The following is a 13792-nucleotide window of genomic DNA, read 5'->3' as shown; positions in this document are numbered from 1 at the left end:
AGCCGCCGATCTTTCGCGCGCCCTATCCCGCCCTGGCGATACGATCGTCCGCCGCCCCCGCGCGCAGGTTCTGGAAGAACGTCTCCACCTCCCGCGACAGCGTCTGCGCCGTCTCGGTCAGGCTGCTCGCCGCCGTCAGCACGGATGCGGCCGCCGTATCGGTCTCGCCGATGGCGTCCCGCAGCGAGGTGATGTTGGCGACCAGAGTCTCGTTGCCCTGGGCTGCGCTTTGCGCGTTGGACGAGATCTCACGCGTGGCTTGGTCCTGCTGGCCGACGGCACCGGCAATGGCTGACGTGACCTCGTTGATCTCGCGCACCGCGCCGCCGATCTCGCGCACGGCGTCGACCGCGTTGCGCGTGGAGGCCTGGATCTGGCTGACGTTCTCGCCGATCTCCGCGGTCGCCTTCGCCGTTTGCCCCGCGAGCGCTTTCACTTCATGCGCGACCACGGCAAAGCCGCGGCCGGCTTCGCCAGCGCGTGCGGCCTCGATGGTGGCGTTGAGCGCGAGCAGGTTGGTCTGCTCGGCGATCGCCTGGATCAGGTTGAGCACGCCGTCGATGCGCTGGGTGGCGGCCGCAAGGCTCTCGATCTCCGCGATCGATTTCTCGGTGCGCTGGCCGGTCTGCTCGACCGCGCCGGCGCTCTGGCGCACCTGGCGGCCGATCTCCTCGACCGAGGCCGACAGCTCCTCGGCCGCGCCCGCGACCGCAGTGACGTTGTGCGAGGCTTGCTCGGTGGCGCTCGCCGCCGTGCCGGCGCGGCTGCTCGCGTCCGCCGTGACGCGGGTGATGGTCTGTGCGGTCTCGCGCATGACGGAGGCGTTGTCGCTGAGGCCGCGCATGATGGCGCCGATCGCCTCGCGGAAGGCTTCGACGGATTGCTCGATGTGACGGCTGCGCGCCTCGCGCGCGGCCGAGTCCTGTGAGACCTGCGAGGCGAGGTTGCGGTTGCGCCCCATCGCGTCCTGGAACACCTGGATCGCGCGGGCGAGCGCGCCGATCTCGTCGGCGCGGCCGGAGTGCGGCACCTCGACGTTCTCGGCGCCGTCGGCGACCTGCTTGATGGTCGCGGTGATCGCGGCGAGCGGCCGGGCGATCGAGCGGGCGATGATGACGATGCCGATCACGACGAGGGCCAGCGCCACGCCGCCGAGGCAGGTCAGGACGAAGGACAGGGTGCGGTTGGTCTCGGTTTGCTGGGCGATCTGCCTGGCGCGCTCGGCATAGACCTTGGAGAGCGCCTCGAGATCCTTGTTCAGCGCCGAGCGCACCGCGCGGTTGGCGTCGTTGTCGCCCCATTCGCGGCCCGCGGCCGCGTTGATCTCGACGCCGCGGCGCACCAGCTCCTTGCGAAACTCGACGAACTGCTCGATGCGCTTCTTGAAGGTCGCGAACTGCTCGGCATCGTCGGCTTTGACGATGGTCTCCCAGCGCTTCACGACATCGAGGATCTGGGCGTTGAACTTGAGCAGGCCCTCGCCGTATTTCTTCACCACGGCGGGCTCGGTCGACATGTAGACGCCGCGCGATTCCATCACCACCGCATAGACCAGCGAGTTGACGCGCTCGACGTTCAGCGCGGCCGCATTCGCGGTCTCGATCGCGCTGGTCAGCTCGGCGCTGCGGCGGCTGTTGTAGTCGGACAGCATCGCGATCGCCGCCGTCAGCAGCGCGAACAGCGCGAAGATCGCGTAGAGCTTGGTGGCAAGCGTAAAGCGGCCCGCCAGGGTGGCGGCATTCCCAGATCGGTCGGATGTCATGGTGTTCAAGGGCCCGGAATGGCCGGAAGCGGCCGGTGAGCGCGGTCGTGCGGAATTGATGCAAAACTATGCGAAACGAAGATGGACGCGGCGTTAACGCGCCGCTTGGCGCCCTTCGTCCTTAGTCGAAAGAAAGGTAAGTTATTTCAGCGTCTTGATCAGGAGGTATAGTTTCAGGATAGTGCTGGAGTCGGCCGTTGGCCGACGAGCCCCGGAGAGGTCCTTGGTCTACCGCCACACCATCGACGCCACGACCTACACTTTCCCTGACCTGCGCGACCTGCTCGCCAAGGCGACCCCGCCGCGCTCCGGGGACCGGCTGGCCGGAATTGCCGCTGCCAGCTCCGAGCAGATGATCGCGGCGCGGATGGCGCTCGCGGATGTGCCGCTCGGGCAGTTCCTGCAGGAAGCCGTCATTCCCTACGAGACCGACGAGGTCACCCGTCTCGTCATCGACAGCCATGACGCCAGGGCCTTTGCGCCGGTGGCATCGCTGACCGTCGGGGCCTTCCGCGACTGGTTGCTGTCCGATGCCGCAACGCCCGACATCCTGCGCAAGCTGGCCCCCGGAATCACCCCGGAGATGGCGGCCGCAGTGTCAAAACTGATGCGCAACCAGGACCTGATCCTGGCGGCACGGAAATGCGAGGTCACCACCGCCTTCCGCAATACCGTCGGCCTGAGGGGGCGGATGAGCACGCGGCTGCAGCCCAACCATCCCTTCGACGACGCCAGGGGCATCACCGCCTCGATCCTCGACGGCATCCTGCTCGGCGCGGGCGATGCCTGCATCGGCATCAATCCGGCCAGCGACGATCCGGCCGTCATCGCCCAGTTGCTGCGGCTGCTCGACGAGATCATCGCGCGGCTGAAAATCCCGACGCAAGCCTGTGTGCTCACCCATGTCACGACAACGCTGTCGCTGATCGGGCAGGGCGTGCCGGTCGATCTCGTCTTCCAGTCGGTCGCCGGCACCGAGGCTGCCAACCGCAGCTTTGGCATCGACCTCGCGCTGCTGAAGGAGGGGCAGGCGGCCGGGCTGTCGCAGGGGCGCGGCACGGTCGGGCAGAACGTGATGTATTTCGAGACGGGCCAAGGCTCCGCGCTGTCGGCGGGCGCCCATCACGGCGTCGACCAGCAGACCTGCGAGGCCCGCGCCTACGCGGTCGCGCGCGCCTTTTCGCCGCTGCTCGTCAACAGCGTGGTCGGCTTCATCGGCCCGGAATATCTCTATGACGGCAAGGAAATCATCCGGGCGGGCCTGGAGGATCATTTTTGCGGCAAGCTGCTCGGCCTGCCGCTCGGCATCGACATCTGCTATACCAACCATGCCGAGGCGGACCAGGACGACATGGACAATCTGCTGACGCTGCTTGCGGCCGCCGGCGTCACCTTCATCATGGGCGTGCCCGGCGCCGACGACGTCATGCTGAACTACCAGTCCACGTCTTTTCACGACGCGCTCTATGTCCGCGACGTCTTCGCCTTGCGCCGCGCGCCGGAATTCGACGACTGGCTGGTGCAGTCGGGGATTGCGGGCGCCGATTTCCGCCTTGTCGGCGATGCAGGCCTGCTACCCGATTTCGCCTCGCGGCTGATCGCGTGACGCGACGCCCCGGGGCCGTGAGGAAACCATTGGTCCCTCTCGGAATTATGCTCACGCCACAATATTGAGAAATTCCGGCGACCGCATTACGCTATGTGTCTGGCTGGCAATTTCCGCAACCAGGTCGAGCGTGGCGGGGGAGCTTAGATGCGAGCTGAAAACAACGGTACGTCCCGGCGGATTCTCTGCGTGTTTCCGCGCTACACCTCTTCGTTCGGTACCTTCGAGCATTCCTATCCCCTGACCGATGGCGTCCGCGCCTTCATGCCGCCGCAGGGCCTGCTGCTGATCTCCGCCTATCTTCCGAAGGACTGGCAGGTCAAATTCGTCGACGAGAACCTCCGCCGCACGACCAAGGAAGAGTTCGAATGGGCGGAAGCCGTCTTCGTCAGCGGCATGCACATCCAGCGCCAGCAGATGAACGACATCTGCCGCCGCGCCCATGAGTTCGATCTGCCGGTCGCGCTCGGCGGTCCCTCCGTCAGCGCCTGTCCGGACTACTATCCGTCGTTCGACTATCTCCATGTCGGCGAGCTCGGCGATGCCACCAACCAGCTGATCCAGATTCTGTCGCGCGACGCCTCGCGTCCTGATGAACAGGTGGTCCTCACCACCAAGGACCGCGTGCCGATGACGGAGTTTCCGATTCCCGCCTACGAGCTTGCCGACGTGAAGAAATACTTCCTCGGCAGCATCCAGTATTCCAGCGGCTGTCCCTATCAGTGCGAGTTCTGCGACATCCCCGGCCTCTACGGGCGCAATCCGCGCATCAAGACGCCGGAGCAGATCATCGCCGAGCTCGATCGGCTGCGCGAATGCGGCATGACCGACACGGTCTACTTCGTCGACGACAATTTCATCGGCAACCGCAAGGCGGCGATGGATCTGCTGCCGCATCTGATCGAATGGCAGAAGCGGACGGGCTACGTGGTGCGGCTCGCCTGCGAGGCGACGCTCAACATCGCCAAGCGGCCCGAGATCCTCGAGAAGATGCGCGAGGCCTTTTTCATCACCATCTTCTGCGGCATCGAGACGCCCGACCCCGATGCGCTGAAGGCGATGCACAAGGACCACAACATGATGGTCCCGATCCTGGAGGGCGTGCACACCATCAACTCCTACGGCATGGAAGTGGTCTCGGGCATCATCATGGGGCTCGACACCGACAAGCCGAATACCTCGGACGCGCTGCTTGCCTTCGTCGAGGAGTCGCACATCCCGCTGCTCACCATCAACCTGCTCCAGGCGCTGCCGAAGACGCCGCTGTGGGACCGGCTGGAGAAGGAAGGGCGCCTGGTCGAGGACGACGGGCGCGATTCCAACGTCGACTTCCTGTTGCCCTATGACGAGGTCGTCGCATCCTGGAAGCACGCCATGGCGGTCGCTTACGAGCCCGAGAAGGTCTACGCGCGCTTCCAGTATCAATGCGACCACGTCTATCCTCACCGCCTCAAGGTGCCGGTGGCGGACGAGATGAAGACCTGGCCCAACATCAGGCGCGGCCTCGTCATGCTGCGCAACATCTTCTGGAAGGTCGGCGTGCTCGGCGACTACAAGCGCGTGTTCTGGAAGTTCGCGTTCGGACGCATCAAGCGCGCCGACATCGAAGGCCTGATCGGCTGCACCCTCATCGCGCACCATCTCATCACCTTTGCGCGCGCGGCCTCCAGCGGCAAGCAGAACGCCTCGAACTACTCGATCCGGCTGCGCGAGGCCGCCGTTCCCGCCGAATGAGTGACAAGCCCGTTCCGGCCCGTCCGACCCTCGACCTCAGGTCGTTCACGCCCGCGCGCGTTGCGCTGGGCCGCAGTGGTGCGAGCGTGCCGACAAAGCCGCTGCTCGATTTTACGCTGGACCATGCCCGCGCCCGCGATGCCGTGCATGCGGCCTTTGACGCGCCGCGCCTGGTCGCCGATCTCGGCGCGCTCGGTCTCACCGTCAGCGAGGCGAGGAGCCAAGCCGTCGACCGCGGGGACTATCTGCGGCGGCCGGATCTCGGACGACAGCTCGATCCAGGGTCCGCCGAAGCCCTCGCCCGAGACGCTGCCGGGCCATGCCAGCTCGCGCTCGTCATCGGCGACGGCCTGTCGGCGGCGGCGGTCCACGCCCATGCGGTGGCGCTGGTGGCCCGTCTGCTGCCGCTGCTCGCGGAGGGTGATGCTGTCGCGCTCGGCCATGTCGTCGTCGCCTCGGGCGCCCGGGTCGCGCTCGGCGACGAGATCGGCGCGATTCTCAGCGCCCGCATGGTCGTGATGCTGATCGGCGAACGGCCCGGCCTGTCCGCACCCGACAGTCTCGGCGCCTATCTGACCTTCGCGCCGAAGCCGGGCCGCACCGATGCCGAGCGCAATTGCGTGTCGAACATCCACAATGCTGGGTTGAGTCATGACGAGGCTGCCTTCAAGATCGCCTGGCTCATCCGCGAGGGCCTGGCCCGGGAGGTCACCGGCGTGGCGCTGAAGGACGAGAGCGCGGACCGGGCGCCGCGTCGAATTGGCACAACGCGGCCGGAATGACGGGCATTCCGGCAAAATCGCCGCATCTTGATCGATTCGGCCACCCTCCGCCTGCTTGCGAAAAGGCCTTTTGACCTGCTAAACCGCTGCCGGCGATTTTCCGCGCATTTTCAGGGGGCAAGCCTCCCATTGGTATGGCGTTTTCAAGCCGTTCGCGGGGCGCAATAAGCTCACAAGACCGAGCCGATTTAGGAACTGGATAAGGCATGCTCGAAAAGCACCGCGAGAATGAGGTTCATGTCGACAAGGTCGAGCAGGGACCTGCGTCCTCCATCGCCTTCGGGCTGGAGCGCATCGGGCTGATCGCCGTCCGGGCCCCGATCCTCTCCTGCGTCGTCCTGCTCGCCCTGATTGTCGGTGCCGTATTCGGCATCTACCGGATCAAGATCGACGATTCGCTGTCGCAGCTGTTCCGTTCCGACACACGCGAATTCAAGCAGTATGAAGAGGTGACCAAGAAGTTCCCGGCCGAGGAATTCGACGTCCTCGTCGTGGTCGAGGGCAAGACCCTGCTGGCGCGGAACAACCTCGAGAAGCTGCGTGACTTCGTCACCGACCTGCAGCTGGTCGAAGGCACGCGTGGCCTCGTCTCGCTGTTCTCGGCGCGCCAGGCCCCGGCGCCGGGCAAGCTGCCGGCGGCGCTGTTCCCGCCCGAGCTGCCCGAGGGCGCGGCCTATGACAAGTTCATCGAGACCGTCAAGAACAACGAGATCATTCGCGGCAAGCTTCTGTCGGAGGACGGCACGCTGGCGCTGATCGTGCTCTCGCTCGATCCCGAAGTGGTCGCCTCCAGCAAGCTGACCAAGACCGTCGCCGACATCCGTGCGCTGATGAAGGAAGATCTCAGCGACACCGGGCTCAACGTGCAGCTCTCCGGCGTGCCGGTGATGCAGCTCGAGATCCGCAACGCGGTCGAGCGCGACGGGCTTACCTACAACATCCTCGGCATTCTCGCCGGCTGCGTCATCGCCATCATCTTCTTCCGCAAGATCTCCTTCATGATCGCGGCGGCGTTCCCGCCGATGATCGCGATCTTGCTGGCGCTCGGCGCGCTCGGCTGGGCCAATTTCAACCTCAACATGTTCCTGAACGTGATGACGCCGCTCATCATGGTCATCAGCTTCTCGGACTCGATGCAGCTGACCTTCGCCGCACGCGACCGGCTGATCGCCGGCCAGGACAAGTTCACTGCGTTCAAGAACGCAGTGCTGGTGGTGGGGCCGGCCTGCGTGCTGACGCACGGCACCGCCGGCATTTCCTTCATCGCGCTGCAGTTCTCCGACTCCGACCTGATCCGCAAGTTCGGCGAGGCGGGCCTTGCCGCGACCATCATCGCGCTGGTCGCGGTGTTGTCGCTGGTGCCTGTTTTCGGCGTGCTGTTCGTACGCAACGAGAAGGTCTTCGCGGTCAAGTTCCAGGGCGCCGATGCCGGCGTCCAGGCGCTGCGCAACTTCTGCTACTGGATCGCGGTGCGCATGGTAGGCCGGCCCGGCCTGTTCAGCCTGATCGCAGTGCTGTTCGTCGGCGGCCTCGGCGTCATCTATGCCAATCTGGAGCCGCGCTACCGGCTCGCCGACCAGGTGCCGGACAAGCGCCAGGCGGTCGCCGCCAGCGACCGGCTCGATGCCAAGCTGACCGGCGCCAACCCGGTCAACGTGCTGATCGCGTTCCCCAAGGGTGAAACGCTCTATTCGCCGGAGACGCTGCAGACCATCGCGGACGTGCATGCGACCGTGGAGAAGGCGGCCGGCGTTGGCAACGTCTGGTCGCTCGAGACCCTGCGCCGCTGGCTCGCGGAAAAGGCCGGCAGCGCCGACGTGGCGACGCTGAAGGAATATGTCAGCGTCATCCCCGAGCATCTGGTGCGGCGTTTCATCGACGCCGAGCAGGATGCCGTCGTGGTCGCGGGCCGCGTGCCGGACAAGGATTCCAGCCAGCTGCTGCCGATCGTCGACAAGCTCGATACCGAGCTCGATGCCGTCCGCAAGAAGCATCCCGGCTACGAGATCGCGGTGACCGGTCTTGCCGCCATTGCCGCGCGCAACTCGGCCAGCATGATCGAGAAGCTGAACCGCGGCCTGACCGTCGAATTCGCGCTGGTCGCGATCTTCATCGGCCTTGCCTTCCGCTCCTGGGTCGTGATGCTCGCCTGCATCCTGCCGGGCATCTTCCCGGTGGTGATGTCGGGCACGGTGCTGTGGGCGATGGGCGAGGGGCTGCAATTCGCCAGCGTCGTCGCGCTCACCGTCTCGTTCGGCCTGGGCCTCAGCGCCACCATCCACTTCCTCAACCGCCTCCGGCTCGAGAGCAAGCCGGGCGTCGGCTCGGCGCTCGCGGTGGAGCGGGCGACCGTGCTGGTGGGACCTGCGCTGATCCTGACCACGGTGGTGCTGGCCTGCGGCCTCGTCGTCACCGTGTTCTCCGACCTGCCGTCGCTGCGGCTGTTCGGCTGGCTGAGCGCCTTCTCGATGGTCATGGCGCTCGTCGCCGACCTCTTCATCCTCAGGCCGACGGCGATGTGGCTGATCAACCTGCACGGCAAGCTGCAGGGCCCGGACAAGCCGGCGATCTGAGGGAGGGGCGGCAGACGCCGCCTCGCACTCACGTCTCGATCCGGACGATCCCGTACGGATTGAACTTGAAATCGTCCTCGGCGTAGTCCTGCTCCCGCGAAAGCGTGAGCTTGCGGTCGCGCAGCGTCGCCTCAACGCCGTACTCCGCCATGGCATTGGCGATCTCTTCCATCAGCATCACCGCGGACCATTCGTTGCCGCGCGATTTCGCGACATAGACCTCCGGCAGGCCGACGAGGTGATAGCCGACGGTCTCGTAGTAGCGATCGCCGCCGAGCGGCCGCTTGGCCAACGCAAGACGACAGGCCTTTACGACGGCGAGGGTCATGTTGAGGCCCTGGCTGGTCTTCGCGCCCTTGCGCGCCTGATCGGCGAGACTGCGCCACCGCGCGATGCCGTGGGCGACGCCGGCGCTTTCGCCTTTCGCAGCGATGGCGCCCGCGTCGAACATCTCGTCCACGATCTGCAAGGCGGCCGCTGAATAGGCTGTCGCCTTCTGCTGATCCATCGGTGGGCTCAGCACGTAGAGCACCGCCTTGTGATTGACGACGGCCGCTTCGTCTGCCGCGGACCACGCTTTCGGGAAGACGCGGTCCCAGCACACGCCGAACGACCGCTCCATGTGCTGATCGGGCTTGGCTTGCGAATAGGTGCGGTCGATCTCGAAGCCGAAATCGGTAATCGTCTTGGCCACCGCCTTCGGTGGTTGCAGCAGGCTTTCATTCTTGCCGAGGAAACAGAGCACGTGACGCGGCTTCACGGACGAAGGCTGCATGTTCGTTTCCCGCTGAGTTGGCGGTTTATCGTCGGCGAAGGCGCGACCGGCCACCACGAAGAGCCCGGCGGCTTTCAGCAGATGTCTGCGAATTGGATCCATCTCAGCAGGTCCATCCGGGCAAGTTCATGTCAGCAAAAAGCCCCCGGCTCGCGGAGAACCGGGGGCGTGTTCCTCATCGGTGGGGAAGGGCAATCAGCCCTTCGTCATCGTGATGTTGACGCCGCGAATCTCGCCCTTGGAAGAGATCTGCACCGTCTGCTTGGTGCCGTTGGTGCGCAGCGACAGATTGGCGGCGAAGCCGTTGGCCTCGACGAACACGTCGATCTGGCCGCCGCCGGCGGTGCCCTGCAGATTGCCGAAGATGTTGCGGCTCGCCTCGCTCCAATTGCCGGAGATGCGGTCGCCCTGGCTCGTCACGTCGCTGGTGAGGTCGAACTTGTAGCTGTCGGAGGCGCAGTGCAGGGCCTGCTTGAGGTTGAGGCCACTGCCGGCGACCTTGTAGTCGGCCTTGCAGCGGATGCGTTCGGTGGACCCGTCGGACAGCGAGACCGTGCCGGTGCCGGTCCACGCGCCGTCGAAGCCGGCAAACGGTCCGGACGACTGTGCGTGGCTCGCCGAAACCGAGAAGAGCAGCGCAGCGCCAATGCCGGCCGCGGTGATTGCCAGTCCAGATCGCCCAAAGAATTTCATCACAAATATCCCGTTTTGGAACGACGTCCGTTGAGGGTTAAGGACGTCTCGCCACATCGAAGGTTTAGTGTTCCGAGCCTGTGTCAGGTTCAACGCGCCAGGACCAGAGATGGCGGCTCATCGGGCGCCGGCGAGGGGCCCGGACCTTGCGATTTGCTGTGTTTCGGCGTGTTTCTGGCCGAAACGGCGGGGCGGAGAGATGCAGCGCTGCAACAGCCGTGCAGTAAAATGCGAACCTTCTGAATTATGACGTAGTATCAAACCCTTACATCTGCCAATGAAGGTGCAGGGAAGACCTGATTTGGTGGGGACGGCGCCAATTTGGCCGCATTTGCCAGTGCTTGTGCCTTCTCTGAGGCCGCTACCCTGCGGCGACTTGCCATCAGAACAATCGGTTACGGTCCTCCGCCCAGTGCTGTCCGGGATTGGTGCGATTCTGCCGTCAGAATGAAGGAATACAATGCGTAAGCTTCTCGTCGCTCTCACCCTGCTGTCGGCATCCCTTTCGACGGCGGCGTTCGCCCAGCAAGGGCGCGGCACGGACGCCGAGCAGAAGGCCTGCACGCGCGATGTGCAGAAGTTCTGCCGTCCGGTCATCGACCAGGGCGATTTCACCATCCTGGCCTGCCTGAAGGAGAACCGGGCCAAGATCTCACAGGCCTGCGACCAGGTCCTGAAGAACCACAACCAGTAAGCTCGGCCACTGGCCCACCCAAGGCGGCCCCCGGGCCGCCTTTTTCGGGCCGGATCCGCGAAGGGCAGCCATCGAGAGCAGGATTGGTTTTGCGGCCGTATTCCCCTATATGGGGGCCGCGGCGGCATCGCCGGCATGAGCCCGCGCGTGCGAAAAAGCCCTTCCTGTCCAAACGATTGTAAACCAGCCCTCGATGACCTCTGCGAGCGAATTGCGATCCGGCAAAGGTGACCGCGACGAGAATTTTCCCGTCGCGTCCTGGATCATTCATCCGCGTCATCGCGCCCTGATCCTGGCCTATTACAATTTCGTCCGCACCGCCGACGACATCGCCGACCACGCCACGCTGCCGCCCGATCAGAAGCTCGCTTATCTCGACCTGCTCGAGGCGGAACTGCTCGGCAAGGGCGATACCCAGGCTGAGGCCGTCACGCTGCGCCGTGCGCTGGCCGAGCGCGGCATGGCGCCGCGCCACGCGCTCGACGTGCTGATCGCGTTCCGCATGGATGTGACCAAGCTGCGCTACGAGACTTGGGACGAGGTCATCCATTATTGCCGCTATTCGGCGATGCCGGTCGGCCGCTTCATGCTCGACGTTCACGGTGAGAGCACCTCGACCTGGGCCGCCTCCGATGCGCTCTGCGCAGGCCTCCAGATCAACAATCACCTGCAGGATTGCGGCAAGGATTTCCGCGAGCTCAACCGCGTCTATCTCCCGCGCGACGCGCTGGCCGCGAGCGGCGCCTCGGTCGAGCAGCTTGGGCTTGCGCAATCGCCGCCGGCGATGCTGGCCTGCCTGCAGTCGCTCGCCGCGCGTAACGAGGCGCTGCTCGACGAGGGCAGGTCGCTAGCCGCGGAGATCCGCGATTTCCGCCTCGGGGTCGACGTCGCAGTGATCCAGGCCTATGCCGACCGCATCGTGCGCCTCCTGAAGGTGCGCGATCCCCTGCGTGAGCGCGTGCATCTGAACAAGTTCGAGCTTCTCACCTTCAGCCTCGCCGGCATGATCGGCGAAGTCGGCCGCCGCGCGATCGGACGCAAGGCCATAACCAGACCGGGGACTGCACATGACGCTTGAGGCGGCCACGCCCGGCGCCAGTTATGGCTCGACCGCATCCGGCAGCTCGTTCTATGCCGCGATGCGCATCCTGCCGCACGACCAGCGCGAAGCGATGTTCCAGATCTACAGCTTCTGCCGCCAGGTCGACGACATCGCCGATTCCGACGGTCCGCGCGACGAGCGGCTCGCTGCGCTCCAGCAATGGCGTAACGACATCGACGCGCTCTACCAGGGCAATCCGCCGCCGCGGCTGAAGGACTACGTCGCCTCGGTGAAGACCTTCGCCCTCAAGCGCGAGGATTTCCTGGCCATCGTCGACGGCATGGAGATGGACGTGCCGCAGGACATCCGCGCGCCCGACATGGCGACGCTGGATCTCTACTGCGATCGCGTCGCCAGCGCCGTGGGGCGTTTGTCGGTGCGCGTGTTCGGCATGCCGGAAGAAGACGGCATCCTGCTCGCCTACCATCTCGGCCGCGCGCTTCAGCTCACCAACATCCTGCGCGACATCGACGAGGACGCCGGCCTCGGCCGGCTCTATCTGCCGCGCGAGGCGCTGCTGCATGCCGGCATCACCTCCAATGATCCGAGCCGTGTGATCGCCGAGCGCGCGCTGCCGAAGGTCTGTGTGCCGTTGACGCAGCGCGCGAAGATGCATTTCGAGAAGTCGGACGAGATCATGAACCGCAACAAGCGCCGCGCCGTGCGCGCGCCGCGGATCATGTCGAAATACTATCATTCCATTCTGGACCTCCTGATCGCGCGCGGTTTCAACGCGCCGCGCGAGCCGGTGCGTGTGTCGAAGATCACACGCATCCTGATCCTGCTCCGTTACGCTTTCATCTGATGCAAAACACAGCTCACATCATCGGTGCTGGAATTTCCGGCCTCTCCGCCGCCGTGCGGCTCGCCAATGCCGGCTTCAAGGTCGCCGTGCACGAGGCGACGCACCAGGCCGGCGGCCGCTGCCGCTCCTATTTCGACGGCGCCACCAATCTCACCATCGACAACGGCAATCATCTGCTGCTGTCGGGCAACAGCCACGCACGCGCCTATGCGCGCGCAATCGGCACCGAGGCGGGACTCGTCGGGCCGGATCGCGCACAATTTCCGTTCGTCGACATCAAGACCGGGCAGCGCTGGCAGATCGATCTCGGCGATGGACGATGGCCGACCTGGGTGCTCGACGAAGGCCGCCGCGTGCCCGACACCGGCCTCACCGATTATCTCAAGCTGGCGCCGCTGGTCTGGGCGTCGGAGGAGACGCTGGTCGGCAAGTCCATTCCGACCGAAGGCATCCTCTACCAGCGCCTGGTGCAGCCGCTGCTGCTCGCGGCGCTCAACGTCGATCCGCCCGAGGGATCGGCCGGGCTTGCCGGTGCGATCGTGCGCGAGACGCTGCTTGCGGGCGGGAAGGCCTGCCGTCCCCTGATCGCGCGCGACGGTCTCAGCGCCGTGCTGATCGAGCCGGCGGTGAAGTTCTTGGCTGAGCGTGGCCACACCGTTCAGCTCGGCCATGAGCTGCGTTCGTTCGTAAGCACCGACGGCAAGGTGACCGCGCTGAACTTCGGCGGCGAGGATGTGATCCAGCTCGGTGCAGGTGACGTCATTGTGATGGCAGTGCCGCCGCGCGCGGCAGCTAGCCTGCTGCCGGGCCTGAAGACGCCGACCGAATTCCGCGCCATCGTGAATGCGCATTTCCGTTTTGAGCCGCCGCCGGGCTCGGCGCCGATCCTCGGAGTGATCGGCGGCGTCGTGGAATGGCTGTTCGCGTTCCCGAACCGGCTCTCGGTGACCATCAGCAACGGCGACCGTCTCGTCGACATGCCGCGCGAGGAACTCGCGCAGCAGATCTGGAGCGACGTCTGCAAGGCCGGCGGTGTCTCCGGTGATCTGCCCCCTTGGCAGATCGTGCGCGAACGCCGCGCCACATTTGCGGCGACGCCTGCTCAGAATGCCCTGCGTCCGGGGCCGGTCACGGCGCTGAAAAACCTGTTCCTCGCCGGCGACTGGACTGCTACGGGATTGCCGGCAACCATCGAGGGATCGGTCCGGTCCGGTGACCGCGCCGCCGATCTGGTTCTGGCCGCCAAAGGATCCTGAAAAGCGGCCC

Annotated in this window: 11 protein-coding genes; 8 read left to right on the top strand and 3 right to left on the bottom strand. The window is 65.5% G+C overall.

Features of this window, described 5'->3' with window-relative positions; translation table 11 throughout:
* Window positions 1-22 precede the first annotated feature (22 nt).
* Window positions 23-1762: a methyl-accepting chemotaxis protein gene (locus N2603_RS31040; protein ID WP_260385124.1), complete on the bottom strand. Its 1740-nt coding sequence runs from the start codon at window positions 1760-1762 to the stop codon at window positions 23-25.
* Window positions 1763-1985: 223 nt separating this feature from the next.
* Here N2603_RS31040 and N2603_RS31035 point away from each other — a divergent pair, with 223 nt between their 5' ends.
* The 4 genes from N2603_RS31035 to N2603_RS31020 all read left to right on the top strand — a co-directional run bounded on the left by N2603_RS31035 (window position 1986) and on the right by N2603_RS31020 (window position 8457).
* Window positions 1986-3368, top strand: coding sequence for an ethanolamine ammonia-lyase subunit EutB (locus N2603_RS31035; RefSeq protein WP_260385123.1), 1383 nt, complete (start codon window positions 1986-1988; stop codon window positions 3366-3368).
* 147 nt (window positions 3369-3515) lie between these two features.
* Entirely contained in the window at window positions 3516-5102 is a 1587-nt protein-coding gene (locus N2603_RS31030; RefSeq protein ID WP_260385122.1) for a B12-binding domain-containing radical SAM protein, read from the top strand.
* Window positions 5099-5884: an ethanolamine ammonia-lyase subunit EutC gene (gene eutC, locus N2603_RS31025; protein ID WP_260385121.1), complete on the top strand. Its 786-nt coding sequence runs from the start codon at window positions 5099-5101 to the stop codon at window positions 5882-5884. Before N2603_RS31030 ends, eutC begins: the two co-directional genes overlap by 4 nt.
* A 206-nt stretch (window positions 5885-6090) precedes the next feature.
* Window positions 6091-8457: an efflux RND transporter permease subunit gene (locus N2603_RS31020; protein WP_260385120.1), complete on the top strand. Its 2367-nt coding sequence runs from the start codon at window positions 6091-6093 to the stop codon at window positions 8455-8457.
* Between the two features lie 28 nt (window positions 8458-8485).
* Here the strand turns inward: N2603_RS31020 and N2603_RS31015 are convergent, their stop codons facing one another.
* Window positions 8486-9232 carry a hypothetical protein gene (locus N2603_RS31015; protein WP_260385119.1) on the bottom strand — a complete coding sequence of 249 codons (747 nt, stop codon included), beginning with the start codon at window positions 9230-9232 and terminating at the stop codon, window positions 8486-8488.
* 195 nt (window positions 9233-9427) lie between these two features.
* Entirely contained in the window at window positions 9428-9925 is a 498-nt protein-coding gene (locus tag N2603_RS31010) for a hypothetical protein (protein WP_260385118.1), read from the bottom strand.
* A gap of 460 nt (window positions 9926-10385) precedes the next feature.
* Here N2603_RS31010 and N2603_RS31005 point away from each other — a divergent pair, with 460 nt between their 5' ends.
* The 4 genes from N2603_RS31005 (at window position 10386) to hpnE (ending at window position 13782) form a co-directional block, all read left to right on the top strand.
* Window positions 10386-10619, top strand: coding sequence for a hypothetical protein (locus N2603_RS31005; protein ID WP_008553259.1), 234 nt, complete (start codon window positions 10386-10388; stop codon window positions 10617-10619).
* Between the two features lie 193 nt (window positions 10620-10812).
* On the top strand, window positions 10813-11697 hold the full coding sequence (gene hpnC / locus N2603_RS31000) for a squalene synthase HpnC (protein WP_260385117.1): 885 nt from the start codon (window positions 10813-10815) through the stop codon (window positions 11695-11697).
* The gene (gene hpnD, locus N2603_RS30995; protein ID WP_260385116.1) at window positions 11687-12526 is read left to right on the top strand and encodes a presqualene diphosphate synthase HpnD; all 840 of its coding nucleotides are present in this window, start codon (window positions 11687-11689) and stop codon (window positions 12524-12526) included. Before hpnC ends, hpnD begins: the two co-directional genes overlap by 11 nt.
* Entirely contained in the window at window positions 12526-13782 is a 1257-nt protein-coding gene (gene hpnE, locus N2603_RS30990; RefSeq protein ID WP_260385115.1) for a hydroxysqualene dehydroxylase HpnE, read from the top strand. Before hpnD ends, hpnE begins: the two co-directional genes overlap by 1 nt.
* Window positions 13783-13792 lie beyond the last annotated feature (10 nt).

The organism is Bradyrhizobium huanghuaihaiense (assembly GCF_025200885.1).
In the GTDB taxonomy this organism is placed as follows: domain Bacteria; phylum Pseudomonadota; class Alphaproteobacteria; order Rhizobiales; family Xanthobacteraceae; genus Bradyrhizobium; species Bradyrhizobium huanghuaihaiense.
This window is presented reverse-complemented; position numbering and strand designations above follow the sequence as displayed.